Genomic DNA, 26,638 nt, shown 5'->3' on the forward strand with positions numbered 1-26,638 from the left:
TCATGTTTCGTCGTTTTACTCTTCTTTCAATTGTTGCAATGTCTTCATGCGTATTAGCCCAAGTTCCGTCCTCGGTTAGCTCCGTGGAAACTTATCGTATTGGAGGTACTCTTGTTAGGCTTATTATCCACAACATGGAGATTAATCCAGTGATTGAAGTCGATACAATTAATCGTTCAGATTATGAAATAAATGATGTATTTCGAGTTTCCTCCATTTCTCTAGATAATGAAAAACTGGATTTCAACCAGAGTGCTGGCGTGTTTGTAGAAGAGTATGGAGAGCGTGATAATAAAGTATTTTTCGTGCTTGATTACTTTTATCTACATGGGGGAGGAAGCGTTCTTGTGGATTGTGAAGTCTCATTCGAAAAAGAGAAGATCTTACCCCCAGAATGTAGAGTGAAGGTAAACTGAGAAATCGGCCGAGTTGCTTTGCTTACAAGCTTATCTCACTAAACCTTAATCCAGATTAAAGTTTTGCCACCCACGAGGCATTAAGGTGCGCCTGTAGTTTGCAGGTCTCACGGATTCAGAGAAGGAACAGCCATACGTTGTGTATCGCTGTTCCTTTTTTGTTCTTGGTTACTTGGGAAAAGATAGAACCATAAAGACAACATTAAGAGGACTGGTTTTGAGCATTTTGTTTTCCGAAGCCCGCATTGGCAACATGACCCTAAAGAACCGTTTTGTGCGCAGCGCAACGTGGGAGAACATGGCGACTGAAGATGGCCACATGACGGATAAGCTTTACGATATTTACGAAGAGTTGGCGAAAGGTGAAGTGGGTTTAATTGTTACTGGTTATGCCAATATCGTGGAAGAAGAGAAACCCAACGCTGGGATGATGGGGATCTACAACGACTCTTTTATTGAAGAATACAAAAAGCTAACAGAGCTAGTACACCAACACGATTCTAAAATCGTAATGCAAATTGCTTACGGTGGAACCAAAACCACCTACAACGTCGGTGAGCGTGTCATCTTCGCTCCGAGTGACGTGCCTGAGCGTGGCACGAATACGCAAGGCAAAGCGATGACAAAAGACGAAATCGACTACATCGTAAAGGCATTCGCATTGGCGAGTAAACGTGCTCAAGACGCTGGTTTTGACGGCGTAGAGATTCATGCGGCGCACACTTATTTAATTAACCAGTTTTTAAGCCCGTACTATAATCGTCGCGAAGACGAATACGGTGGTAGCTTAGAAAATCGCATGCGTTTCCTTTTAGAAATTTTTTCTAAAACCAGAAAGCTGGTTGGGAATACTTTCCCAATCCTTGTGAAGCTTACCGCGACAGAATTCTTTGACGGCGGTTTAACGTTCGATGAAACTCGCGTCGTTTGTAAGAAACTCGAAGAAGTGGGCGTTGATGCGATCATCGTGTCTGGCAATATCCACGGCAAAGCAAACGAGCTTGTTGGTGAAACGTTCGATGGTTACACACTACAAGAAGAAGGCTATTTTCACGAATATGGACATGTGATCAGTCAAGATGTGAGCGTCCCGGTGATTACTGTCGGCGGATTGAGTGACATTGATGCGATTGAGAAAATTGCAGAAAACACAGATATCCAATTTTTCGCTGTGTCACGTCCTTTATTGGCTGAGCCTCAGTTAATAAAGCGCTGGAAAGAGGGTAATCGAGCGCCTGTGGATTGCGAGCGTTGCTCAAAATGCCGAACCAAACGTGGTAACTTTTGCGTGGTGTATAAGAACCGAAATCGTCGTAAATAACCCATCTTAAGTGGCGGTATGTCACTGATAAATAGCGCAATAGTCTTCTAAGACACTAAGAAGGCTATTCAATTTAATTCAATATCACTGCCTCTAACGGCTATTCACTATTCGCAGTCCGAAATATTTTTATAATCCTATTTAATTGATAAATAAAGGTAATATAATTAATTATTAAAAATATTAATTATAAGACAAAGTTTCATATCTGAAACTAAATTGCATTCTAAACTTACAATGAACTTATTAATAATTAGGTGCGAGTGTCACACAGGGTAAAGAATACAGAATGTGTTTTGAGGTGCGATAACTATCTGATTTTTATAACTGTGTTTCAGCTTTATCGAACCCAAGAGAGTAAGGGAATTTGTGACCCTACGGTATCGTTACTGTGGGGCCTTGTTTATTTTCTGAAAATAGCTACTCAAACGTCACGTTTAATTGTGAGGGACTTGTATTAGCTTGTCGTTGCATTGTGCTTTGCAAGCCTCATGTAAAACGTGAGAGGCAACTAATATGAATAGTCTAGAAAATGCAACCATTGAACACTTCAAAAATCAATTTCAGGGTGATGTTGTTTTGCCCGGAGATCCTACGTACGACGAAGTTCGTCAAATCTGGAATGGCATGATAGATCGCAGTCCCGGTGTTATCGCTCGCTGCAAGTCTGCCGATGATGTCGTGATGGCGGTTAACTTTGCTCGGGATAACAATCAGCTACTTTCGGTCCGAGGTGGCGGGCATAATATTGCGGGCAATGCGGTTTGCGATCATGGTGTGATGATCGACTTGTCGCTTTTGAATCATGTTCAAGTGGATGAAAGCGAAAGAAGGGCTTTCGTTGAACCTGGCTGTACGTTGGCTGATGTCGATGAGGCCACACAAAAATATGGATTAGCAACGCCTGTCGGCATTAATTCAACCACGGGAATTGCGGGGTTAACGCTTGGTGGTGGTTTTGGTTGGTTGAGCCGAAAATATGGTATGACGATAGACAACTTGGTCTCTGCAAATGTCGTAACTGCAGATGGTCGTCAACTGCTCGCGAATGAGACAGAAAATGCCGATTTGTTCTGGGCGTTACGTGGGGGCGGCGGTAACTTTGGTATCGTTACGCGTTTTGAATTCCAGCTACATCCTGTCGGTCCAGAGGTGTTAAGTGGTCTCATTGTCTTTCCATTTGAGCGAGCGAAATCCATTATCACCCAGTTTGCGAAATTCACTGAGTCGGCCCCTGATGATCTAAGTGTCTGGATGGTGAGTCGGAAAGCGCCGCCACTCCCATTCTTACCTGAAAGCGTTCACGGAAAAGAAGTGGTTGTACTCGCGATATGTTATGCGGGTGACCCGGCTGAAGGTGAGAAGTTAATTGCACCGTTGAGAGAGTTTGGTGATGCACATGGTGAGCATGTTGGTGTACAGCCATTTGCGGCGTGGCAGCAAGCGTTTGATCCATTGCTTACTCCGGGCGCACGTAACTATTGGAAATCGCACAATTTTAACTCGCTAAGCGAAGGTGTGATTGATGCAGCGATAGAATACGCAGGTAAGTTACCATCGCCTCAGTGTGAGATTTTTATCGCCTCTCTTGGCTGCGCTGCCTCTAGACCTGAGCCCGAGTCTATGGCTTATTCTAGCCGTGATGCAAACTATGTATTAAATGTACATGGAAGATGGGATTTAGCAGAAGATGATGAAGCTTGCATCAGCTGGGCAAGGGAATTTTTTGCCAAGACTAAGCCCTATGCAAGTGGCGGAGCGTATATCAATTTCCTTACACAAGACGAAGCTGAACGTACAGAGTCTGCCTACGGTCCAACCTTTGCGCGTTTACAAGCAGTGAAGAAGAAGTTTGATCCAAATAACTTGTTCAGAATGAATCAGAATATCAAGCCAGAATAAGTGCAATAAGAGCGTCGTCATTTCATATGACCGGATCTGTCACTTAATATCAAATAACAGTGGCTCTAAAATCTAATGGAGCCACTGTTAGCTAAAACCTTCGAACTACGTCTCTTCATCTTGATAGTTTAGATAACGTACACACAAATCATGAAACGCTTTTGCTTGAGGCGAGATCGTGCGGTCGGTCAACGTAAAGATACCAATTTGCCTTTCAAGCGGTGGATCGATAAGTGGGATCCAAACCAAGCGTGTTTCATTGGTTGGGAAAGCAAGCTTCGGTAGGGTCGTGACACCAATCCCAAGTTCTAAGACAGAAAACAGCGAAGTGATATTCTCGACCGAATAGAGCGCTTGCTCACTCAGTGCTCTGGCTGGGGTTGGATCGAGAAGCGTACAGGTGCCGTTACGAATAAAAGGTTGTTCGAGCAAAGTTTGCCACTCGATTCCCTCTGTTTTATTGGCAATCAGGTTATCTTTTAAACACACCACGCCAATGGGGTCGGACAACAGCGGTGTAAAGTCAATGCCGCCCTCATCAAGGTGAGAGGGGTTACCGAGCGCCAAGTCGACTTCACCAGAGAGTAAGCGAGCCTCGACACCTGCCGCGTTATCGTCGATCAAGCTTACTTCTACATTTGGATACTGTTCGCAGAAGGCAGCCAACACGCTCGGGATGAGTTTCGCTGCAACAGAAGGAACGCTCGCAATTCGCACTCTCCCTTGCTGTCCGGCCGCGGCAGCTTTGAGATCGTTGTCCAGCGCACTGTAGATATTGAGAAACTGAACCACCTTGGGCAAACAAATCTCACCAAAAGGCGTTAATTTGGTTTTGTTGCCGGGCTCAAACAGCGTTTGTCCTAGCATTTTCTCTAGCTCTTTTATCGACGTGGAGAGCGCAGCCTGAGATCGATTTGCACGATGTGAAGCGGCTCGAAACCCACCTTCCTCGACTACCATCACAAAATGCATTAATTGTTGAAGCTTAATACTCATCCCTAGTGCCTCTTAATCCCTTTATTTACGTTATTCTCAATGAGGTGATAAGTTTTATTTATCAAATGTAAAAAAATTACCGTTAGATTTATCGCCTGTCAATGTGCATCATTTAACTGTATTGAAACAAAGTTGTTACAAAGGTTGAAAGGCACGTGAATACTTCTACTAAAAAACACCCAGTAAAAACCAGTCTGTTTGCTTCTAAAGCGCCGCTTGAATGGGCGATAGTCAACAACGGAACCCTGTATACGGCTCAAATTCCTATTGATGATACAGGCGCGGTTGTGGAAGGCGGCATCGAAGCACAAACACGTCAAACCTTTAACAATCTCATTCACACCCTGGAGTGTGCCGGGGAGTCTTTGGACTCTGTATTGCAGGTCCTGATTTACGTGACCGACAGAGAATACTTAAAAACCGTTAACCAAGTGTACGCGGAATATTTTGAAGCGCCGTACCCAAATCGCGCCGCCATGGTGGTTGCAGGGTTAGCACGAGAAGAAATGTTGGTGGAGTTTGTCGTCTACGCGTCGGCAAGCCAACCAGAATAAATCCAACAAGAATAATTGAGATCAGTGAGTGGGTGGCTTGCCATCACAAATCGGAAGAACAAGGAAAGAACCATGACTTTTATTAACAATGTTCAAGCAGAAAAATCCCTCTATATAGCAGGTGAATGGCAATCTGGCATGGAAACCATCGCCAATATTAACCCTTCTGATATCAGCGAAAACATTGGCGATTTCGCACAAGCGAGTGTGTCGCAAGTAGAGCAAGCGATTCAAGCGGCTAAATCAGCGCAGCCAGATTGGGAAAAAACACCAATCGAGCGCAAACAAGCAGTGCTGCAAGCGATTGGTGATGAGCTCATTGCACGATGTGACGAATTGGGCACTTTGCTGTCGCGTGAAGAAGGTAAGCCATTTGCTGAAGGTCGAGGTGAGATTTACCGTGCTGGCCAATTCTTCCAATACTTTGCTGCTGAGGTACTGCGTCAAATTGGCGATAACGCTGCTTCCGTCCGTCCAGGTGTCTCCGTTGAAGTTACTCGCGAAGCCGTCGGCGTTATCGCCATTATCTCTCCTTGGAACTTCCCAACAGCAACAGCGGCTTGGAAAATCGCGCCAGCACTTGCGTTTGGCAACAGTGTCGTCTGGAAGCCTGCCAACCTAACTCCAGCAAGTGCCGTTGCTCTGACTGAGATTATCCATCGCCAAGGTTTACCTGCTGGCACGTTTAACCTCGTTTTGGGCAGCGGTTCGCAAGTAGGTAATACCCTTATCAATTCGAAAGACGTGAACGGCGTTAGCTTCACTGGTTCTGTGGACACTGGCCGTAAAGTAGCGGCGGCAACGGCACCAAACTTTGCGCGTTGTCAGCTAGAGATGGGCAGCAAAAATGCGCTCGTAGTGGCAGATGATGCAGACATTCAAATTGCCGTTGAAGCCACAATCGCAGGCTCATTCTCAGGTGCAGGTCAAAAATGTACCGCGTCTTCTCGTCTTGTGGTTATGGACGGAATTCACGACGCGTATGTTGAAGCGCTAATCAAACGCATGAGCGAATTAAAAGTGGGTCACGCACTAGAAGAGGGCGTATTTATGGGCCCTGTTGTTGATGGTAACCAGCTGAATGCGAACTTTGAGTGGATTGAAAACGCACGCCAAGCAGGCGCGGAGCTGGCTTTCGGTGGTGAGCGTCTGAGCCTAGAGCATGACGGTTACTACATGTCACCAACCCTGTTCTTGAACACACAAAACAACTGGGAAGTGAATCAAGAAGAAGTCTTTGCACCAATGGCAAGCGTGATTCGCGTTTCTGATCTGGATGAGGCGATTGCAGTCGCGAACGATACGCGCTTTGGCCTGACAGGCGGCATTATTACGCAAAGCCTGCGCAATAGCGCGATCTTCAAACAGCAAGTCCAAACGGGCTGCGTCATGGTTAACTTGCCAACTGCGGGTACAGATTATCACGTCCCATTTGGTGGCCGTAAAGAATCTAGCTTTGGTCCTCGTGAGCAAGGTCAGTACGCCAAAGAGTTCTACACCGTGGTGAAAACCGCTTATCAGCGCCCTTACTAAGAACAGCAGGGTAGCTGATGGTGTCAGTTACCCGAACTAAAAGGCTAAGAAATTGTTTAAGGAGTGGTTATGTACCAACAACGGATTGTGATTGACGGATTGCAGTACTGCAATTGGGATCGAGAGTATTTCCAAACGCTTAAGGCGAGTGGCATTACCGCCGTTCATGCCACCATCGTCTACCACGAAACTGCGCGCGAAACCTTAACGCGTTTTGCTGAGTGGAACTTGCGCTTCGAGCAAAATGCGGACCTCATCATGCCTATTTATTCAATGGCAGATGTAGAAAAAGCCAAAGCAGAAGGCAAAGTCGGCATCTTCTTCGGCGCGCAAAATTGCTCACCGATTGATGATGAAATTGGCTTGATTGAAGTGATGCGCCGCCAAGGTCTGCTGATCATGCAACTGACCTACAACAACCAAAGCTTACTGGCGACAGGTTGTTACGAACAAAACGATTCCGGCGTAACTCGCTTTGGTAAGCAAGTGATTGAAGAGATGAACCGAGTCGGGATGATCATTGATATGTCCCACAGCGCGGAGCGTTCAACGTTGGAAGCCATCGATCTTTCTTCGCGTCCAATTTGTATCAGCCATGCCAACCCGACGTTTGCGCATGACGCACTGCGTAACAAGTCCAACACCGTGATCAAAGCACTGACGGAGCGCGGTGGTTTGATTGGATTCAGTTTATATCCGTTCCATTTGCCAAATGGCAGCCAGTGCACGCTGGATGATTTCTGCCAGATGGTTGCGAAAACCGCAGACATGTTTGGCGTTGACCATTTAGGTATCGGTAGCGATTTGTGCTTAAACCAGCCGCAACAAGTGTTGGAGTGGATGCGCAACGGTCGTTGGTCAAAAGCGATGGATTACGGCGAAGGTTCGGCAAGTAACTCGGGATGGCCAGATGCGCTGCCATGGTTCTGCGGCAGTGCAGGGATGGAGAACATCTACAACGGATTAATGCGTCACGGATTCAGTGAATCTGAGGCAGGAAAAATATTGGGTGAAAACTGGTTCAACTTCCTCAAAGAAGGATTAGAGCCTATTTCATAGTACTCCCAAAATTAGGAACCGCCTGCCTACATAACAACAATACGGCAGGCGTAAAACTCACATTTGTAGCCAGTCTTTGGCAGCTGCAAAGAACCTCTGGAGCCAGAGTATGTCTGATTTAACCAATAGCATGAAAGCTTCCACGATGAGCGTGTCATCGGGCAAGTCAAAAGCAACACACAACACATCAACAACAGAAAACACGACGGACAAATTGGGACTGAATAACCCGGCCTTTTGGTATAGCGGTGGTTTTATCGCGTTGTTCGTTGCTATTGCACTTTATGACGGCGAGTTGTTATCTACGATCGTTAACGCCGGCTTTGGCTGGGCAGTTCAGGTGTTTGGTCCTTACTGGCAGTTACTGCTGCTTCTCACTTTTCTTATTGGTCTTGGCTTGGCTGCAGGGCGAACAGGCAAGGTGATGTTGGGCGGGATTGCTAAACCAGAAATGGATTCTTTCCGCTGGATGGCGATTATTTTCTGTACCTTGTTGGCTGGTGGTGGCGTTTTCTGGGCCGCGGCTGAGCCTATCGCACACTATGTTAGCCCACCCCCTTTGTACGGCGCGCAAGATAACCCGCAGCAAGGTGCGGTGAATGCGTTGTCGCAATCCTTTATGCACTGGGGCTTTCTGGCTTGGGCGATTGTAGGTAGCTTAACTTCCATCGTGGTGATGCACCTGCATTACGACAAAGGTTTACCACTAAAACCCCGTATTTTGCTTTACCCTGTGTTGGGCGAACGAGCACTTAAAGGCCAACTTGGTGCATTGATTGACGCGTGCTGCATTATCGCGGTAGCCGCGGGCACCATCGGGCCAATTGGGTTTCTAGGCTTGCAGGTTAGCTACGCGTTAAATGCGCTGTTTGATATTCCTGATGGCTTTACGACTCAGCTTATCATCATTTTGTTTGCGATTGCGCTTTACACCTTGTCTGCACTCAGTGGATTAAGCCGAGGCATGCAACTACTTAGTCGTTACAACGTGATTCTGGCAATGGCATTGATGGTTTACATCCTGTTTTTTGGCCCTACGAATTTTATCTTTAACGGATACATTCAAGGTGTAGGGAGCATGCTGGATAACTTTATCCCAATGGCGACCTATCGCGGTGACGAAGGTTGGCTAAGCTGGTGGACAGTATTTTTCTGGGGCTGGTTCCTTGGTTATGGTCCGATGATGGCAATCTTTATTGCGCGTATTTCCCGTGGTCGCACTATTCGCCAAGTTATTTCCACCATCAGCATTGTGGCTCCGCTCACCACCTGTTTTTGGTTCACGATTGTTGGCGGCTCTGGCCTAGCGTTTGAAATTGCTGAACCGGGCAGTGTGAGTGCGGCGTTTGAAGGCTTTAACTTGCCAGGTGCTTTGCTTGCGGTGACTCAGCAACTACCAATGCCAATGCTGACTTCAATTCTATTTCTGATTTTAACCACGATCTTCATCGTCACGACGGGCGACTCAATGACCTACACCATCAGTGTCGTGATCAGTGGTGAAACGGAGCCGAATGCGATCATCCGTACCTTCTGGGGCGTAATGATGGGTGTGACAGCTCTGATCCTGATTTCGCTTGGCTCTGGCGGCATCTCTGCACTGCAATCTTTCATTGTGATTACCGCGGTTCCGGTTTCGCTGATTCTGTTGCCGTCACTTTGGAATGCACCGCAAATCGCAATCAAAATGGCGAAAGAGCAAGGGCTATAACAATTATCTAATTCAAACAACGTGGAGCTTGTGCGGGTGTTTTCCTCCTGCATCCGCACAAACCCTAGTATTCTTACAATAACAAATAGGTGGTGAGCAAAATGGATGCACATCGTTCTACTTATACGGAAGCAACTATGCGCGACGCAGCGATTGTCATGGCAGCCGAAAGGCTTGGCGCAATGCACCAAAACCGAATCAGCTTTGTTCGTAGCCTGATTCGTAATATGGCAAGCCAAAATTGGCAAGTAACCAAGCATGAGTGGCAACTTTGTCCGCGTGGTTATGGTCACGTTATTTACAAATTGACCACGCTAGAGCACGTTTATCATTTGGTGGTGTTCTGTGATGAAATTGCTGATGACGAGCGTAATGACCGCGTCATTGCTGAAAAGTGGGACGTCACATTCGCACTGGTTCAAGGCGATGTTGATGTTACTTTGTTGGAAAGATTGCGAGCAAATGTACCGCTGCAAGAAGCGGGACGTAATCCAAACAACGTACTTGTTCTGGCTCGCGCAAACAAAAGCGTGCGCGTGTTTGAGCACATTGTTAGCGCTCTTTCTCAAGGCAAGCAGCCCGAGCCAAAAGAGCTGGCGGAAGTGGGTTATATCCTGCGTACCACAGCTGTTTATGGTAACGGAAAGTTTGGTATCGCCGATTTCAAACTGTTAGAGAATAACCCAGATTTCAGCCAGTCTTTTAGTGCGCAAATGTGTGCCGTATATATGTTGCGTGAATTCAGCCTGGATTGGGTGCACTACCTAGCACTTCAGCAAGGAGGCGACAACGCGGTGGCTTTGCATCGTGGCTTGCAGCGCTACCTTGGTGTCGGCAATGCTACTGGCTTAGGCATGGCTCCATACTTGATTAATCACCCGTGCATCGTTGACCAATGGATGACCTCTCGCGAGCGTGCAGTAGCGCGAGTCTTTGCCATGCCGTGTGAAGCTTCATTCCATGCTCCATTGCAAGGATTACTGCAAAAAGCACAGCGCCATCTAGAGCAAGTCATCACCATCAATGAACATCAAGACAGGCTCAATCATCAAGCGATAGCAGATATAAAACAACTGCTATCGGAGCTAACAACGTTAATGGCATCACATCCGAACTGGGCGAGTTTGGTCGAGCATAAGAAAACAATGAGTGTGGAAGCCCAAGAAATCCTCACCTCTTGCTTGATCGAACTCTACCCATCTTTAGTGGATGAATTTGCTAGCCAAATGAATACGGATGAAACGTTATCTATTCCGGGCGGGAAAAAGATCCAAGATTTACTGGAAGTGTTGCAAAGCAAATACCGCTGGGCGATTGATGCGGATTACTCACTAGCCGAGAACAACTACTGGTTCTGGTATCGCTCGCAAGACAAAGAAGAGCCAAGGCTTGGTGTTCGTGGGGAGGAAGCAGGAGAAGAAAAAGAGCTGCCGCTTGATATCGGCAGACAAGTGAATCGCTTGTACCACGCCTTGCTTGGTTGTGATGAAGAAATGTCCGTAGCAGAGTTTCTGTTGCAAAATCCAACTTACCGTTCGATCACACGTCGCGTATGGACGTTAGGTAACCGAGCAATGGGTGATATTCAAATGAACGTGCTGCGCCAAGATGCACTGCCAATGCACTTATTGCGCTGTAAGTTGGCGATCTTTGGTGCGACTAAGTTTGATCCGCGCTCGGATCGTTGGGTTCGAGTAACTTTCTTCCAGGGCGCGCCGCTGTTAGATGAAATTCACGATCCTAAACTGGCAGACATATGGATTTTCCCAAGCATGCCGGAACGAGAAGAAATTGCGCAAAGTGACAATCAAAAAATCAACGGAGGATTTGCATTATGATCGTCTCTCACAACGAATTGGTGGCCGCGGTTAATAAGGCATTTCTTGGCATGCGCCGTCACTGTGGTGAGGCGGATGTCATTGCGAACATGGTGGCGGACTTGCAAATGGTTGGCTTGCACGGGGTGCGTCACTTTAATAACGCCAGCCTGTTTCTTGGGTTAGATTCGGACTGCGCCGTATCGGTGACCAACAGCACGCCATCGAGTATCGAGATGGATTTGCACAATGGCAGTGTGGCGTGCCACTTACCCGCAGTGTTGGATTTCGCACTTGAGAAAATGATCAACAGCAAGTCGATTACTATCACGTTGAAACAGTGTCATAACCGTTGGCTAGGTTTTAGTGAGTTGTTGAAGCTCTCTGCAAAAGGCATTGCGTGCCGTGCACAATGGGTCAATGGCTCTAGTCCAAAACGAACGCTTTATGTGTTAAATCGTGGACGAATCGCGCCAGAAGTCTTTTTCTCGGATCAGTTTGATGGGCATGATACGGATTTGCATAGTATGGTTATCGAACTCTCTGTGAACGATTTCGATATCGAGAAAAGCGCACAAGGATACACCATTCACATTGAAGGCGATGAGTTAAGCAACACGCAACAAGCCTCTTGGCAAAATGGTATTTTTGTCGAAGACCAAGAGTGGGAAACACTGAAACAAACCGCAACCGCGTTGCTGGTGGAGAACAGTGAGCGTTCCATGCAGGGCGCTGGTGGTGTGGTTTAAGCTCTGAAGGGACAGTGATTCCAAGTTTCAAGTGATGAAGGCTGCGGTTTAGCGGCCTTTTTTGTGCGCGATGTTCGGTCACTTCTTAGGTTCTAAGGCTATGATTATCGTTAAATACCAAGTAGAGCGACATAGGGAAGAAAAATGGACCTGCAAGAGAACAAAAGAAATGCCATTGCGTTTTACGAAACCGCCTATCGAGGTAATCCAAAAAAGGCAGTTGAAGACTACGTTGGCGATGAGTACATCCAGCACAATCCATTAGTTGGAAATGGCCCCGAGGCTTTTATCGAGTATTTTGAGCGGATGCAAAACGAGTATCCCAATAAAGACATTACGTTTGTGCGAGCCATTGCTGAGGGGAATTTGGTGGCACTACACACTCACCAAACATGGCCTAATGATATTGAATACGTGACGATGGATTTCTTTCGTTTTGATCATAATGGGAAAATCGTCGAACATTGGGACGCTCTGCAAGAGATTCCTAAAGAAACATTGAATGGTCACACCATGTATTAACGAATCGTTGATTAGTCTCCCATGCCGTTTATTCAAACGGTATGGGAGGTTAAATGATTTGTGGCACTTTAAGTATTAATCATCAAAGCGCTTTTTCGATTCTCACCGCTACGTCTTCAGATACCCAACCTTTCCATAAGTCAGGATAGGTATTAAAGAAGTAAAACATCGCTTCTTCACCATCTGCGTAGTTATCTTCCATCCAGGCCAGCATTTCACTCATTTGCTCGTTGGTAAATCCGCGTTTCTGCAAGTACGCGAATGCTTGGGGTTCTTTGTTCGCAAATGCCTCAGTTGTTACTGTGCGAACTGGAGAAGGTGGGTACATTGTTACTTTTGGTGAAGCACAATCAGGCTGGGTGGTACAGTTGCGATACTCTTCCAGATCCGTTCCGCTACCAAAATCCACTTTGACCATATCATACTTGCCCAATACGGGTGTTGGTGACCAATAGTAACCAAACCAAGGCATTTTGCGATCATAGGCTTTGGCGATGGTGCCAGCTAATGCTGCGCCAGAGCCTGGGTCAACCATCTCAAAGCCGTGCTCACTTAACCCTAATGCATTAAACAAGTGACCGGAGGTGATTTGGCATGTCCAACCAGCAGGGCAGCTATAAAAGGCGAACTTGTCATCATCCTCAGGGTGTTCAAACAGCTTGGCGTGTTTAATGACGCCTTCTATCGTCGCGAGCTCTGGATACTGTTTTACCAGATAGGCGGGAACCCAAAAGCCTTCTTCACCGCCATTGACAAGCGACTCACCAGCGATGCGCAAGCGTTTATCCGCAATCCCTTTATCAAGTGCTTCTTTAATACCGTTTGTCCATAATTCTGGCGCAACGTCAGGTTGTCCCTTTTCAATCATAGAGGTGCCTGTAGGAACGCTATCACCAGGGATCAATTCCGCATCGCACTGGTAGCCTTCATTTAAGACAAATTGGTCGATGTGCGCCATTAAGCTTGCCGAATTCCAATTCATATCCGCGATGGTTATTTTTCCACATTCATCTGCATCTGCATTTGCATGAGTTGATAATGCTGATAGCAGCAGAACAGAGAGCATTGAAGGTGTCGTCTTCATGTGACTGAATTTCCTTGTCGTTGTCATTTACTTCAGTATATACATCGGTTTATAAAGATTCAGTGAACAAGGTTTTTTCAGTGACGTTAAGCATAAAAACGGCTATTTATGAAGCGTTTAGTGAGAGTGGTTGAAAGGGAGTTAATACAGCAAGAACACCCCTTCGTAGCCGCCGATCTCAATGTGAGAAACATAATCGCCGATGTTACCGTCTTGATCTACAGGTCGCATAGGTTCTGGAAGTGCGATAGTTATCTTCGGTGAGGAGAAATAATCGATATTCTTGCCAAAGAAATCAGTCCGATACAGCACTCGGCCTTTGGTGAATTCGCGGGCTAACACCATCTCCGTAGGGCCATGCATCACTACCGTATCTTCTGAGCGATACGCAAAGTACGTATGGGTTGGTAACAAATCGATAGCGCCATTAGGCAAGTCAGGATGAGCCACTTTGCTCATAGAAGCATCTCCAATCACCGTGTAATCGGCGGAATAGGGCGTGCTGGTGGACATCATTAACGGAGTCGCCTGATACCCATCTGGGATTTGATTGGCTGGTGTACCTAAATCGATGGCAAGCAAGGTGCTAGGTTGATAAGCAATATTCTTTGGTATGCCTGCCTTCCAGAAGTTGTCACCTGTAGTGTTATTGCTTCCATATACGTAACCATTATTCCACTGGCTAAAGTAACTGCGCTCAGGGTGATAGTTTAAGTAGAACACTACTAGTGCAGAATATTGGTCCTGCTTCCAATTGTTTTCTGTGTTACCAAAGTATTGGACGCGACCATAACGCGTTGTCGCTTGATAAATCACTTTCTGGCCAGCTTTGGCGAGTGCAGAGTTATCCCAAAATTTAGCCAAGCCAGCATAGCCACTAAAGCCGGTAGAAGGGAAAGGGTAGTGCTCGCGCAAGTACAAGGAGCCAGCACCAACCAAGTGGTTTTGGCCGTTACGACCGAATAAGTTGGCCGTGCCTATGTTGAGGCCAATTAACGCATCCGCATCCAGCGTCGCCAATTTGTTTAAGAACGCCGAGAATTGCGCTTTGTATGCATCATCAGCGGCTTGGCTTCCCGCCACCAAACCAAGCTCATCCACCCCACCACCGGAATAAACGTAGAACTGATTTTCTCCGAGCAACTTATCCGTATCGTCGTTGTACGCACCGTTTAAACCTTGTTTCGTCCATTCAGCTTGATAATAGTGGCGCATTGTATTGACAAAATCGGGATTGCCGAGATTGGTCAATGCCCAAGAAGAGGTTTGATTCCACATGCGACCAAATGGAATAACGCGTGACTCCCAACGAAATCGTGCCGTTGCATTCTTATTTGAACGGTTTTTGTATTCATTCCAAGAAAGATAATTGTCTTGGTTTCGATCGGCTGATTTGTCAAAACCTCGAATTTGTCGCCAGCGCTGAATGGTTTGACCTTCAGGTGTCTCCGTTGGTGCTCCTGAGACATTGACGACAGGGAAGCTATCTTTGAGTTGAATGTTTTCGAGGCGTGGGCGATTTTCTATGTTGTCGTCATGCCAAGTCACTCGCGCTACGTATAGACGGCCACCATCGCGTAAAAAAGTGGACCCAAAATACTGACCGCCACCATAGGTTTGTCCGCTACCATCATGCGTTGTTGCGCGAACCCAATCCGAAGGAACAGACCAGTTTACCGTTTGGTTTTTAGTCATGTTCTCAGTCTTGTCTTTTTTAATTACGAAGTTTTTCCATTCTGTTACCAGACCGAATGAATCGATGGCAGAAGGGTATTCAATTATGAAGTTGCCACCTTGAGCAAACTGGGAAAACGTAAGGGTTAAGCGGTCGAACTTCTCTGAGTGATAAACATAGAGGGCACCACCATTATTCGCCTGACCTAATACATCAGCATCCCATGGCGGTGGTTGATATAGCCAAAAACCGGCGTGGTCAGCACTAGCCGTATAACCAACAATCATCGGTTTTCGATTGAGCAGAGTATTCTCGCCATGGCTTGAGTCGACTTCAGCTAGGACAGTGTCTTCCGAAAAATGAAGAAAAAAGTCCTCATAATCGATGTTATTTATTTCTGCTTGGTTACGTATATCGTTTTCCAGCCAACCTGAGTTAAGTTCCAGCTTTTGGTTGTACATGTAACCAAGCGCTTTTACACGCTCGTTATCACTCTTATTTTGGTAAGCTCCAAACACGATATCGGCATTATCCAACTCCCATTCAAGTGCAGCGGCAGCAGAGATAGGCTTATCTTGAAGATCAATACCCTGCTCATGCAACCCAGGTAACACGATTGCTGTTCTACTCCAAACGTTGGGTACAGAAAGTAAGCTCAGAGAAGCAAGTGCAATGAGAGAAAAACAATGCGACTTCAACATGGGGTTATCTCACTCATACTTAGATGACTCGAATTAAGGGCCAGAATACAAAGAGAAATTATAGTCCATTCACAAAGTCCTAATCAGGAACCCGCCGATAGAAGGCTTTACCGGAAATCGAGGGGGGAAGCCCGGCAAAAATGAGAAGGTCTGCGTCGGGTGTAGTACGTTCAAAGACTCAAAATTCCGTCTACACAAGCACAAAAGTAACCAGAATTTTAACCTTGTTTCGATTGCCATCATATTGTTGGATTTTCATCAACAATTTCAGTTAAAACCAACTGATTAAACCAGTCATATTCTCTGTTGTATTGATTGCTTATCATACAAAAATTTAACAAAATTAATTTTTATACATTTTTATTGCATAAAAAATCCTTTTGAGTAATATAAATGCCAAGTGACAATTAATGCGGTATGTCAGCATGACTATTCAGGTAAGCGGAATCAATAAATCCTACGGTGAGACACAAGTGCTTCACGATGTCAGCTTTAAGTGTGAAAGCGGCGAAACACTGGTGTTACTTGGTCCAAGTGGTGCAGGTAAGAGCTCTCTACTGCGTGTTCTTAATCTTCTTGAAGGGGCGGATAACGGCAAGCTAAACATCGCAAATGATGTTTTTGATTTCTCTACTGAAATCAAAGAGAAACAAGGTTTAGCACTTCGTCGTAAAGTAGGCATGGTGTTCCAACAGTACAACTTATGGCCGCACATGACAGTGATGGAGAACCTGATTGAGGCTCCGGTAAAAGTATCTGGCATGGATAAAGAAGAAGCGAAGAACCAAGCAATGCAAATTCTCGCAACGCTGCATTTGGCAGATAAAGCGGATGCATGGCCGATGCAGCTTTCTGGTGGTCAGCAACAACGTGTGGCGATTGCTCGTGCACTGATGATGAAACCGGAAGTCTTGCTTTTTGATGAACCGACCGCAGCGCTTGATCCGGAAATTACTAACCAAGTCGTTAAGATTATTAAAGATTTAAGCGAAACTGGCATCACCCAAGTCGTAGTAACGCATGAGGTCGATTTTGCTAAGAAAATCGCTAGCCACGTACTGTATCTAGAAAAAGGATACATCGTCGAGCACGGCACAAATGATTCGTTTTCTAACCCGCAAACCGCCCAGTTTGCTGACTACCTAAATCACTAAATTACGTTTTTAAAGTTCAGTCTATTTAACAGATAAGCTCGGCTGTCATTGCGAGTGTCAGCCCACTAAGTACACACGGAGTATTGCAATGAAAAAGATTCTACTGGCTTCACTAATCGGCCTTTCTTCTGCAACTATGGCAGCAAACGCAGCAGCACAAGAAGAGATCAAATTCGCGATGGAAGCGACGTACGCACCATTCGAATACATGGATGAAAATAACCAAATCCAAGGTTTTGACGTGGATCTGGCGAACGCACTATGTAAAGAAATGGAAGCCAAATGTACCTTCCATAACCAATCTTTTGACAGCCTGATCCCTGCATTAAAATTCAAACGTTACGATGCGGCTATCTCTGCAATGGATATTACTGAGGCGCGTTTGGAGCAAGTGAATTTCACGAATGCATACTATGAAAACTCAGCAGCGTTTGTTTCTATCAAAGAAAAAGTTGCTGATCAAAAAGCACTAGAAGGTAAGCGCGTTGGTGTTCAAAACGGTTCAACACACCAAAGTTACCTGATTGAGCAAATGCCGGGCGTAACAGCGGTTCCTTACTCTAGCTACCAAGACGCATTCATCGATATGAAGAACGGTCGTATTGATTCTGTATTCGGCGATACAGCTGTCGTAGCTGAATGGTTCAAGAAAGAAGACAATCTAGCATACGTGGGCGAGCACGTAACCAACCCTAAATACTTCGGTAACGGTTTCGGTATCGCAGTAAACAAAGGTAACGACGAGCTAGTGAACAAGCTGAACACGGCACTGAAAACAGTGAAAGCGAACGGCGAATACGACGTAATCTACAACAAGTACTTCGGTAAGTAATATGGCACTAACGGGTTACTCTTTATCGCTTGTTCAAGCTAGTTGGATGACTGTCCAGCTAGCCTTCACAAGCCTCTTAGTCGGTTTGATTCTGGCAGTGGTATTCGCCAGTGGTGAAATGTCTCGCCGCGTTTTCGTTAAATGGCCAATGACGGCGTTTGTGACGATTGTACGTGGCTTGCCAGAAATCCTTGTCGTGTTGTTCATCTATTTTGGTTCGACGCAGGTTCTGTTTTTAATCACCGGCGACTTTATTGAAGTTAGCCCGTTCTTGTCTGGCGTGGTGGCGTTGTCATTGATCTTCGCTTCCTACGCTTCTCAAACTCTACGTGGCGCATTAAAAGCCGTTGGAAGAGGGCAGAGAGAAGCAGCAAGTGCACTCGGCATCAGTCAAGCACACGCTTTCGTTCGCATTGTTTTACCACAAGCAGTAAGACACGCACTACCAGGTTTAACTAACCAATGGTTGGTTCTGCTGAAAGACACCGCGCTTGTATCACTGATTGGCGTAACGGATTTGTTGAAACAAGCGCAGCTAACATCTGCAGCGACACATGAAGCGTTTACATGGTACGCAACCGCTGCGGCGATTTACTTAGGCATTACTTTGATTACGCAACGTGCCGTAAAACTGATTGATAAGAAATTCTCAATTCAAGGTATGAGCATGGGACAGGAGGCGACCGCATGAACGAACAACACGTTTGGCAAATGCTGGATGGCTTAGGCACTAGCCTCCAATTGACCGCCGCTTCCTTGGTTGTGGGCTGTCTCTTAGCTCTGATGATGACGCTGACTCTGATCCAGCGTACTCCGGGTTTGCATTGGTTAAGTCGTGGCATCATCACCTTGTTTACTGGTACACCTTTGTTGGTGCAGATCTTCTTGGTGTATTACGGACCAGGTCAGTTTGATGTCGTAAGAGAAAGCGTATTCTGGACATGGTTAAGCCAACCTTGGTTTTGTGCGATGTTAGCGCTAGCACTGAATACCGCTGCATACAGCACTCAGCTGTTTAAAGGCGCGTTTAACGCGATTCCTTCTGGTCAATGGCAAGCGTGTCGTGCTCTAGGGATGAACAAAACCGCAACGCTAAAAGTGCTGCTGCCATACGCTATTCGTCGTGCCGTTCCGGCTTATTCGAACGAAGTGATTTTGGTCTTCAAAGGTACTTCACTAGCAAGCACGATCACGATCATGGATCTGATGGGTTACGCGCAGCGCATTAACGCACAAACTTACGATACGTTGACGGTATTTGGTATTGCAGGCGCATTTTATTTAACCGTAAATGGTGTGCTCACTCTTATCTTCCGTCAGGTAGAGAAGAAAGCACTAGCCTTTGAAGCCGTTTAATTATTAGTAGCTAATTTGTAAATGCCTCTGTTCAGCGTTGCCCTGAACAGAGGCATGTTTGTTTTAGTGTACTGCTACGCTGGAAAAATCATCAAGAATCACCAAACTTAAGTAAGGTAAACAATCACTGGTGATGATATGGAACGTCGACACTTCTTAGCTTTATGGTCGCTAATATTTGCGCCTTCGCTAAAATCCGCTAGCCCAATGAAGCCGACACCGCCTCAAACGGAAGGACCATTCTATCCCGTGGTTCCAGTGCCATTTCGTCAAAATTTGATTTTGCAGTCGAAAGGTCTTATTGGTGAGCCCATTTTTCTTCAGGGTAAGGTAATGGATACAGCAGGGAATCCATTGTCTGGAATGAAAATAGAAATATGGCAATGTGATGGACAAGGTATCTATGAACACCCGAATCAACCTAACAATAATAAGTTTGATCCTCACTTCGCAGGCTTTGGTGCAGTTTTAACTGACGAAGATGGGAATTACCTTTTTCAAACGTTATTTCCGGTTCCATATAGCTCTCGACCTCCCCACATCCACGTCAAACTATGGAGTGGAGAGAAAGAGCTGTTAACGACTCAGCTTTATTTGAAAGGGCGAACTGGTAACGAGTGGTGGGGCGGAAAAGCCCGTGATTATTTGCAGTTTAAGCCTGTCAACATTGATGGTCGAGTCGTCGGTGAGTTCAATTTTGTGCTCGCTTAATGCGATTAAGCATTATTTTGAAAACTCACATCGTAGATTACAAAAGTAATTAGCAAACAGAAGCTTCTAACAGATTAGTCTTGTCCGGCTCTGACTCTTAGTTTGTAGAAATCACTGTACCCAGATTTACGGAGTTGAACACCGCTTACACCTTTCGCTCTGGTGATTTTTTCTTGCCCCCAGAACAATGGTAAGATTGTTGTATCATCTCTGAGCTCTGAGAGTATTCCCTCCAAACGTTTTTCAGGCGTGGGATCTGAGACTGCATCGTGTACGTGATTAACATGCTGTTCAAATTCATCAGAGTGAAGAGCAAATCGAATACCTGTACCTGTTAATAGCCACTCATAAATTCCATAGGTTAAAGGTGGCTCAATGACATCTTCGACAAAGAGCAAGTCGGCTTGTTCTTTTACAAGTTGAGGATTACTAGCGTCAGTTAGCTCCGCAAATTCTACATGCAACCCAGTTTGACGGATTAAATCTACGATCCATTGGTTCGCTTTACTTAAATAATCAATCGTCCACTTTGGATGGGTTATGACTAACGTTCCCCCAAGCTGAGGAACACTCTCGTTGTGAGAGTTATCATCGAGAATGTGCATCGTTTCCAAGCCATTCGCTTTGGCAAATTCAAATCTACGACTCTCGATAAAAGAAAATAGGCGCTGCCAAGTTTGCTCGCTTAGTGAGCACTCGGCGCGACGATTACGTGCTAGAAAAGAAAATGCCTGAATCATATAACATTCGGTATCGTCAGTTTCCTGATTATAACTGATGTATTGATCCAGCTCAGTCCCTTGATGAGAGAGCGTGATTTGCTCCAATAATGCCTTTTTTGCGAAATAGTTATGATGTTTCTTCAGTACTATTTTGTCGGTATCCCAATGCTTAAGTACAAATGGGCCAGTACCTATTGTGATACTGCGACCTTTAAAGCTCTTCTGACGTCGAGTAGTGATAGACGCATTTGCGGTTGCTAAGCAGTAAATGAATAAGTTATTAGGCTGCTTTAAGTCAATACGTATAGCTTGTTTGGCATTATCGAAGCTGATACGAGTGACTTGCTGAAGTAATTTTTGGACGGGACCATCTGTTGTAATGAGCTTATTTAAAGAGTGTACGACATCTTCTGCTTGTAATGTTAGCCCATCGTGACAGTAGATATCAGGGCGGAGCCAAATATATATACAACTGCCTTCATTTTTGTACTCACAAGCGAGGTGATTTTTTAATTGACCGTAGTGATCAACGGTAAATAGGGTGTCATACAAGCTGCGTATTACCTGCAGTTCTGAAAAACGATAAGTCAGTGAAGGGGTTAGCTCATCTACCCAAGGATACTGGCTGACGATGAGTGTATTTGAATCTTTGTTTTCTTCTGAAACTTCTGCGAGTGCTTGGCTAAGTGCGCTTACAGCGGTGCTACGGTAATGCTCAAGTAACCTCGAGATGACGTCAAAACTACCATTGTTGATTTCATTACGAATCGTAAAGTAGAGGGCTTGGTGTATTGTTACCGTCACTTTTAGTGTGCTGGCTTTCCCACGTCCACGACCTGGCTCCCAGTGGATCCAATTGTAGCTGTCAAGTATTCTCAGTATATTAGATATATTGCGTCTAGAAGTTGAAAAAACCAGTTCTAAATCGTCGAGGTTTACCTGATACGTTTGAGAGTGTTTGTAATGTTTTAATAACTGGCTCAATCTACGAAGACATGTTTCTGTCATGTTTTATTATGTTTCCTCAATAGATGATTGATTTATTAAAGCTATATAATAAATTGATTTCATATTGTGGTGAAGAAAGGTGATTGCTTAAACCTCTCAGTGTTATTGATTGGCTTATCTTCTTCCCATTTAAAAGTATTGGTGGTTTTCATTTTGACTCTAATATATTACTACTAATAGAGAGCAAAGGCTCACTTTTAATTTTTACTATAATATTAGTGAGTTATGATTAATGTTAGTGTTTGTTTTATTAGTTGTGTCTAATTAGTTAGGCGTAATGACATGAAAATACCCCCACTCATCTATGTAAATAAGCAGGGGTATAAGTTTATTTTACTTCTGGGAAGGTAGTGAATATCGTCCACTCATCTTTAACCATCCCTTGCTGGCCGACAACAGTGGCAGTAACGCGGCGGTTTAATGCGTGGCTGACACGATCCATACCCGGCTCTGCTAGCTGTGTGTCGCCAAAAGCAATAATTGCGAGGCGGTCACCCGGGATTCCTTTTTCTATCAATAGATCGCGTACATTCTCTGCACGATGGCGAGATAGGTTTAAATTGTATTCTGCGCGTCCTACCTTACTTGCGTATCCTTGTATCTCTATAGAAGTGGTTGGATACTTTTTAAGAAATGCAGCCAACTCATCTATCTTGTTTTTAAAAATTTGGTTAATAAGAGCAGAGTCATTATCAAACAAAATCTTAAGTTGGTATTGCTCTTCTTTATGCAAATAGGTTTCACAACCATCATTGTCCACTTCTGCCCCTATTGGAGTGCCTGCGCAAAGATCACGAGCGTTTATCACACCATCTTGGTCCAAGTCGTTTAGGTCAGCAATCTGATTCGCCTTTGGTATAGGAATGTACGCCAGCTCATCTTTTGCGTATGCACTATGATGACTCATTATGACTAAAGCCAGAGTGATTAGAAGATTCTTTTTCATTGTATTTAGTACTCCACCGATTGAGTCCACGCTTCCGGTATGTCGACGCGCAATGCGTCTAAAAGCTGCCCGGTTGAAGTCAGGGTTCGATATTGTGCGTATTGCTGCGCAAATTGTGTTTCTAAGTAGTTTTTGCGTGATTCAAACAACTCGTTTTCAGTGTTCAGCAGATCAAGTAGGGTGCGCTTTCCAATACGATATTGTTTTTGGTATGCAATAACGGTGTTTGACATGGAATCAACGTGTTGTATTAAAAAAGACTTTTGTTGTTTAGTCAGTTCAAGAGCGCTCCAAGAAAGGCGGAGCTCTTGCTCCACACTTCGGTATGCTCGCTCTCTGAGGTCTTTCGCTTTATTGAGTTGATAGGCCATACTGTCACTGTTTGCAGAGTCTCGGCCACCGTTGTAAAGGTTGTATCGGACACGAAGCATTGCTTGTGTTTCAGAGTTGAGACCATTTACTCCTCCTACATCATCGTTCCTGCTTTGTTTCGCTTCAAATGAGATGACTGGGAAATAGTTTGCATCCGCTTGTTTATATTGGAACCTGGCAGAATCGACATCTGCGAGTGCTATTTTTATGACAGGATGATTGTCAAAAGCCTGCGATTGGGCCTCGTCTAGAGAATTGGGGATAAAGTTTTGGTCTGCGTGCGGAAAAATAAGGTTAGTTGGTGCCTCACCAACTAAGCGAAAGAATGCTGTTTGAGCGTCTTTATGGTTATTTTGTGCAGCTAAAACATTACTTTGAGCTTTTGCTAAACGAGCTTTAACCTGGTTAAGGTCGGCAACTGAGCCAATTCCTGACTCTGTACGCTTTTTAATATCAGTATAAATTCGCTTATGTGTGTTTAGGTTGCTAGTGGAAAGCGCAGTCAGCTTTTGTGTTTTTACTACATCCAAATAAGCTTTGATGACTTCTAACGCAACATTTTGGGCATCTGCAAGTAACTGATAGCGCACAGACTCTGCATCTGCAGAGGTACGATCAATGTCATATAGGGTTTTTGAACCATCCCAGATCAACTGGGTAAGAGTAATTGCCATATCTTTGCGGGTCATCTCGGTATCACTCTTACCAGTAGAGTCGGAAGGGTGAATGCTCTCGTAACCGATACCCGCGTCAATATCGAGACTAGGTTTATATGCTCCACGTGATTTATCGATAATATAACGACTACTCATATACTCGTTAAACGCACTTTTGATATCAGGGTTCGTTGCAAATGTTGTCGCTATTGCTTGTTCTAAAGTTTGTGCGCTAGAAACCAGTGGTATTAGCAAACCAAAACACGCGATACTAATATTACTTAGCTTCACTAAAATCTCCCCAAATAATTTAACGCCAGTTATTTTTCAAAAATAAACATTAAAGATTACTAATATTACCCAAGGCAAACGTTTCCTTTTGCTTGCTTTTTTGGAATGTAAGCTGCTATTTCAATGAAAATTTAATGACAAGTTTAAAGAATATTAAAAATAGGTCGCATAACATATGTTTTTACGGTGCAAAATAAAACAAATTTAAAACATGAAAATTATTGATAGGATAATTGCGTGTTTTAGATGGGTTAATTGATGCTAGCTTACGTCCAATTGTGTATATCGCTTCTTGAAAATAAGTCTTATTACTTTCTTAGTTTTATGGACTTTGAGATTTTTGTATTTACTAAATGAGGTATAAGCTCTTGGTTGGACCATCAAAATTAACCGCACAAACCTATGTTGTAATCGGCCTAGATGGTCAAATTAAAGCTTTTGCGTCTAAAGAAAACTTGTTACCGGGAGAAGTGGTCGTTGAATTAGTAGAGGGGAAGATACAACCTCAGCATGTATATATTGCTGACACAGAAGGTGAAGCTCAAACTGATTCTACCGACAAGCTTGCGAAAATATTAGAGGCCATCGAAAAAGGACAAGACCCGAGTGAACTAGGTGATGAATATGCTACTGAAGCTGGTGAAGTTACGGGTTCAAGTTTGACTGCCTCTGGTACTGTTGAACGAACGGGGGCAGAAGTACTAGCAAGTACTTTTTTTGAAACCGCCGGCGTGACGACAGAGCAAAGTACAACGCTATTTAATATTTCTCGATTCACAACCTCAGAGCTTGGTGAAACTGAAGCGTTGATTGATGGTGAAGATAGAGGTGCCGTTCAAGAAGACGTGACGCTTGGAACTTCTGGCAACCTCAGTGTTACTGATCCAAATACAGGTGAAGCGTTATTCCAATCGCAGAGTGAGGTTCACGATAGTTATTGGGGCGTCTTCTCAATTGATGCTTTCGGTAACTGGAATTATCAGCTGAATAATGAGCACGAAGAAGTGCAGGCTTTGGATCATGACAGTGACCCAGTCATCAGAAGTATTACCGTTTTATCTGTAGATGGCACTGAGCATGAAGTTGTGATCTCTATTACGGGCACTGAAGATGCGCCAGTCGTGACAGGTACGTTTACCGGTAAGGTGACTGAAGGCAATCTCGGTGATGTCGCGACCGCAACAGGCACCATTGCTATTACTGATGTCGATAATGGCGACGATCCGATTTTTGCAAACACCACCGTTACGGGCACCTATGGTGAGCTAGCATTGGTGGACGGGAAGTGGACGTATACGCTGGACCAAAGCCAGGTTCAACAGCTGGACGAGGGGGAGCAGGTGCAAGATACCATCACCCTGACGGCGACCGATGGCACTCAACAAAAGATCGTGATTGATATTACGGGCACCGAAGATGCGCCAGTCGTGACGGGCACGTTCACCGGTAAGGTGACTGAAGGCAATCTCGGTGATGTCGCGACCGCAACAGGTACCATTACTATTTCTGATGTTTATAATGGCGATGAGCCAGTGTTCAGCAACACTACCGTTACGGGCACCTACGGTGAGCTGGTATTGGTGGATGGGCAATGGACGTATACGCTGGACCAAAGCCAGGTTCAACAGCTGGACGAGGGTGAGCAGGTGCAAGACACCATCACCCTGACGGCGACCGATGGTACCCAACAAAACATCGTGATTGATATTACGGGCACCGAAGACACGCCCGTTGTGACGGGCACGTTTACGGGGTCGGTGACCGAAGGCAATCTCGGTGATGTCGCGACCGCAACAGGTACCATTACTATCTCTGATGTTGATAATGGCGATGAGCCAGTGTTCAGCAACACTACCGTTACGGGCACCTATGGTGAGTTGGTGTTGGTGGATGGAAAGTGGACGTATACGCTAGACCAAAGCCAGGCTCAACAGTTGGACGAGGGTGAAAAAGTACAAGACACCATCACTCTCACGGCGACCGATGGCACCCAACAAAACATCGTGATTGATATTACGGGCACCGAAGACGCACCAGTCGTGACGGGCACGTTCACCGGCAAGGTGACCGAAGGCAATCTCGGTGATGTCGCGACCGCAACAGGCTCCATTGTTATTTCTGATGTTGATAACGGTGACGATCCGATTTTTGCAAACACCACCGTTACGGGTACTTACGGTGAGCTAGCATTGGTGGATGGGCAATGGACGTATACGCTGGATCAAAGCCAGGTTCAACAGCTGGACGAGGGTGAAAAAGTACAAGACACCATCACCCTGACGGCAACCGATGGCACCCAACAAAATATCGTGATTGATATTACGGGCACCGAAGACACGCCAGTCGTGACGGGCACATTCACGGGCAAGGTAACCGAAGGCAATCTCGGTGATGTTGTGACCGCAACAGGTACCATTACTATTTCTGATGTTGATAACGGTGACGATCCGATTTTTGCAAACACCACCGTTACGGGTACTTACGGTGAGCTAGCATTGGTGGATGGGCAATGGACGTATACGCTGGATCAAAGCCAGGTCCAACAGTTGG

At 45.3% G+C, this 26,638-nt stretch carries 22 protein-coding genes; 16 read left to right on the forward strand and 6 right to left on the reverse strand.

Annotated features, from left to right (window positions below; genetic code table 11):
- Nucleotides 1-2: 2 nt before the first annotated feature.
- From F7Y48_RS19400 to F7Y48_RS19410, 3 genes are all read left to right on the forward strand, one after another.
- Nucleotides 3-416 carry a hypothetical protein gene (locus tag F7Y48_RS19400; protein ID WP_258640527.1) on the forward strand — a complete coding sequence of 138 codons (414 nt, stop codon included), beginning with the start codon at nt 3-5 and terminating at the stop codon, nt 414-416.
- 217 nt (nt 417-633) lie between these two features.
- Nucleotides 634-1,737, forward strand: a complete 1,104-nt coding sequence (locus F7Y48_RS19405; protein WP_316685290.1) for an NADH:flavin oxidoreductase — start codon at nt 634-636, stop codon at nt 1,735-1,737.
- A gap of 516 nt (nt 1,738-2,253) precedes the next feature.
- A complete protein-coding gene (locus tag F7Y48_RS19410) occupies nt 2,254-3,639 on the forward strand; it encodes an FAD-binding oxidoreductase (protein ID WP_316685291.1) in 1,386 nt (461 codons plus the stop codon).
- 105 nt (nt 3,640-3,744) lie between these two features.
- On the opposite strand, the gene F7Y48_RS19415 is transcribed toward F7Y48_RS19410, so the two are convergent.
- Entirely contained in the window at nt 3,745-4,635 is an 891-nt protein-coding gene (locus F7Y48_RS19415) for a LysR family transcriptional regulator (RefSeq protein WP_085343643.1), read from the reverse strand.
- A 155-nt stretch (nt 4,636-4,790) separates the two neighbouring features.
- On the opposite strand from F7Y48_RS19415, the gene F7Y48_RS19420 reads away from it, so the two are divergent.
- From F7Y48_RS19420 to F7Y48_RS19450, 7 genes are all read left to right on the forward strand, one after another.
- Nucleotides 4,791-5,189 (forward strand): RidA family protein, encoded by a 399-nt coding sequence (locus F7Y48_RS19420; RefSeq protein WP_012842492.1) that lies wholly within the window; start codon nt 4,791-4,793, stop codon nt 5,187-5,189.
- A gap of 72 nt (nt 5,190-5,261) precedes the next feature.
- Nucleotides 5,262-6,722: an aldehyde dehydrogenase family protein gene (locus F7Y48_RS19425; RefSeq protein ID WP_316685292.1), complete on the forward strand. Its 1,461-nt coding sequence runs from the start codon at nt 5,262-5,264 to the stop codon at nt 6,720-6,722.
- Nucleotides 6,723-6,791: 69 nt separating this feature from the next.
- Nucleotides 6,792-7,781, forward strand: coding sequence for a membrane dipeptidase (locus F7Y48_RS19430; RefSeq protein ID WP_316685293.1), 990 nt, complete (start codon nt 6,792-6,794; stop codon nt 7,779-7,781).
- A 109-nt stretch (nt 7,782-7,890) separates the two neighbouring features.
- Nucleotides 7,891-9,492: a BCCT family transporter gene (locus F7Y48_RS19435; RefSeq protein WP_005390956.1), complete on the forward strand. Its 1,602-nt coding sequence runs from the start codon at nt 7,891-7,893 to the stop codon at nt 9,490-9,492.
- A 101-nt stretch (nt 9,493-9,593) separates the two neighbouring features.
- On the forward strand, nt 9,594-11,330 hold the full coding sequence (locus F7Y48_RS19440) for a hypothetical protein (RefSeq protein WP_316685294.1): 1,737 nt from the start codon (nt 9,594-9,596) through the stop codon (nt 11,328-11,330).
- Nucleotides 11,327-12,058, forward strand: coding sequence for a DUF3726 domain-containing protein (locus tag F7Y48_RS19445; RefSeq protein WP_104973781.1), 732 nt, complete (start codon nt 11,327-11,329; stop codon nt 12,056-12,058). Before F7Y48_RS19440 ends, F7Y48_RS19445 begins: the two co-directional genes overlap by 4 nt.
- Nucleotides 12,059-12,202: 144 nt before the next feature.
- On the forward strand, nt 12,203-12,580 hold the full coding sequence (locus F7Y48_RS19450; RefSeq protein WP_048625191.1) for a nuclear transport factor 2 family protein: 378 nt from the start codon (nt 12,203-12,205) through the stop codon (nt 12,578-12,580).
- 82 nt (nt 12,581-12,662) lie between these two features.
- Here the strand turns inward: F7Y48_RS19450 and F7Y48_RS19455 are convergent, their stop codons facing one another.
- Entirely contained in the window at nt 12,663-13,664 is a 1,002-nt protein-coding gene (locus tag F7Y48_RS19455) for an ABC transporter substrate-binding protein (protein WP_316685296.1), read from the reverse strand.
- Nucleotides 13,665-13,805: 141 nt separating this feature from the next.
- Nucleotides 13,806-16,040 (reverse strand): hypothetical protein, encoded by a 2,235-nt coding sequence (locus tag F7Y48_RS19460; protein WP_316685297.1) that lies wholly within the window; start codon nt 16,038-16,040, stop codon nt 13,806-13,808.
- A gap of 425 nt (nt 16,041-16,465) precedes the next feature.
- Here F7Y48_RS19460 and artP point away from each other — a divergent pair, with 425 nt between their 5' ends.
- From artP to F7Y48_RS19485, 5 genes are all read left to right on the forward strand, one after another.
- Entirely contained in the window at nt 16,466-17,194 is a 729-nt protein-coding gene (artP, locus tag F7Y48_RS19465; RefSeq protein WP_101911867.1) for an arginine ABC transporter ATP-binding protein ArtP, read from the forward strand.
- Between the two features lie 88 nt (nt 17,195-17,282).
- The gene (locus tag F7Y48_RS19470; RefSeq protein WP_005390934.1) at nt 17,283-18,026 is read left to right on the forward strand and encodes an arginine ABC transporter substrate-binding protein; all 744 of its coding nucleotides are present in this window, start codon (nt 17,283-17,285) and stop codon (nt 18,024-18,026) included.
- Nucleotide 18,027: 1 nt separating this feature from the next.
- Entirely contained in the window at nt 18,028-18,717 is a 690-nt protein-coding gene (artQ, locus tag F7Y48_RS19475) for an arginine ABC transporter permease ArtQ (protein WP_005388570.1), read from the forward strand.
- A complete protein-coding gene (artM, locus tag F7Y48_RS19480) occupies nt 18,714-19,382 on the forward strand; it encodes an arginine ABC transporter permease ArtM (RefSeq protein ID WP_316685298.1) in 669 nt (222 codons plus the stop codon). Before artQ ends, artM begins: the two co-directional genes overlap by 4 nt.
- A 138-nt stretch (nt 19,383-19,520) precedes the next feature.
- Nucleotides 19,521-20,093 carry a protocatechuate 3,4-dioxygenase gene (locus tag F7Y48_RS19485; protein ID WP_164665706.1) on the forward strand — a complete coding sequence of 191 codons (573 nt, stop codon included), beginning with the start codon at nt 19,521-19,523 and terminating at the stop codon, nt 20,091-20,093.
- 74 nt (nt 20,094-20,167) lie between these two features.
- On the opposite strand, the gene F7Y48_RS19490 is transcribed toward F7Y48_RS19485, so the two are convergent.
- From F7Y48_RS19490 to F7Y48_RS19500, 3 genes are all read right to left on the reverse strand, one after another.
- The gene (locus F7Y48_RS19490) at nt 20,168-21,823 is read right to left on the reverse strand and encodes an ABC transporter substrate-binding protein (RefSeq protein WP_316685299.1); all 1,656 of its coding nucleotides are present in this window, start codon (nt 21,821-21,823) and stop codon (nt 20,168-20,170) included.
- A 328-nt stretch (nt 21,824-22,151) separates the two neighbouring features.
- Nucleotides 22,152-22,769, reverse strand: a complete 618-nt coding sequence (locus F7Y48_RS19495; RefSeq protein WP_168187771.1) for an OmpA family protein — start codon at nt 22,767-22,769, stop codon at nt 22,152-22,154.
- Nucleotides 22,770-22,774: 5 nt separating this feature from the next.
- Complete coding sequence (locus tag F7Y48_RS19500) at nt 22,775-24,088, reverse strand: TolC family outer membrane protein (protein ID WP_316685300.1); 1,314 nt, start codon at nt 24,086-24,088, stop codon at nt 22,775-22,777.
- Nucleotides 24,089-24,456: 368 nt separating this feature from the next.
- Here F7Y48_RS19500 and F7Y48_RS19505 point away from each other — a divergent pair.
- Nucleotides 24,457-26,638, forward strand: a 2,182-nt coding sequence (locus tag F7Y48_RS19505) for a VCBS domain-containing protein (protein ID WP_316685301.1), incomplete at its 3' end; no start/stop codon positions are given.

Origin of the sequence: Vibrio sp. 2-1-2a (assembly GCF_032648565.1) — a bacterium.
Classification (GTDB): domain Bacteria; phylum Pseudomonadota; class Gammaproteobacteria; order Enterobacterales; family Vibrionaceae; genus Vibrio; species Vibrio diabolicus.

Coding starts and splice junctions, on each gene's coding strand:
- F7Y48_RS19400 (WP_258640527.1), top strand. CDS start 3: ATGTTTCGTCGTTTTACTCTTCTTTCAATTGTTGCAATGTCTTCATGC.
- F7Y48_RS19410 (WP_316685291.1), top strand. CDS start 2,254: ATGAATAGTCTAGAAAATGCAACCATTGAACACTTCAAAAATCAATTT.
- F7Y48_RS19415 (WP_085343643.1), bottom strand. CDS start 4,635: ATGAGTATTAAGCTTCAACAATTAATGCATTTTGTGATGGTAGTCGAG.
- F7Y48_RS19425 (WP_316685292.1), top strand. CDS start 5,262: ATGACTTTTATTAACAATGTTCAAGCAGAAAAATCCCTCTATATAGCA.
- F7Y48_RS19430 (WP_316685293.1), top strand. CDS start 6,792: ATGTACCAACAACGGATTGTGATTGACGGATTGCAGTACTGCAATTGG.
- F7Y48_RS19435 (WP_005390956.1), top strand. CDS start 7,891: ATGTCTGATTTAACCAATAGCATGAAAGCTTCCACGATGAGCGTGTCA.
- F7Y48_RS19440 (WP_316685294.1), top strand. CDS start 9,594: ATGGATGCACATCGTTCTACTTATACGGAAGCAACTATGCGCGACGCA.
- F7Y48_RS19445 (WP_104973781.1), top strand. CDS start 11,327: ATGATCGTCTCTCACAACGAATTGGTGGCCGCGGTTAATAAGGCATTT.
- F7Y48_RS19450 (WP_048625191.1), top strand. CDS start 12,203: ATGGACCTGCAAGAGAACAAAAGAAATGCCATTGCGTTTTACGAAACC.
- F7Y48_RS19455 (WP_316685296.1), bottom strand. CDS start 13,664: ATGAAGACGACACCTTCAATGCTCTCTGTTCTGCTGCTATCAGCATTA.
- F7Y48_RS19460 (WP_316685297.1), bottom strand. CDS start 16,040: ATGTTGAAGTCGCATTGTTTTTCTCTCATTGCACTTGCTTCTCTGAGC.
- artP (WP_101911867.1), top strand. CDS start 16,466: ATGACTATTCAGGTAAGCGGAATCAATAAATCCTACGGTGAGACACAA.
- F7Y48_RS19470 (WP_005390934.1), top strand. CDS start 17,283: ATGAAAAAGATTCTACTGGCTTCACTAATCGGCCTTTCTTCTGCAACT.
- artQ (WP_005388570.1), top strand. CDS start 18,028: ATGGCACTAACGGGTTACTCTTTATCGCTTGTTCAAGCTAGTTGGATG.
- artM (WP_316685298.1), top strand. CDS start 18,714: ATGAACGAACAACACGTTTGGCAAATGCTGGATGGCTTAGGCACTAGC.
- F7Y48_RS19485 (WP_164665706.1), top strand. CDS start 19,521: ATGGAACGTCGACACTTCTTAGCTTTATGGTCGCTAATATTTGCGCCT.
- F7Y48_RS19490 (WP_316685299.1), bottom strand. CDS start 21,823: ATGACAGAAACATGTCTTCGTAGATTGAGCCAGTTATTAAAACATTAC.
- F7Y48_RS19495 (WP_168187771.1), bottom strand. CDS start 22,769: ATGAAAAAGAATCTTCTAATCACTCTGGCTTTAGTCATAATGAGTCAT.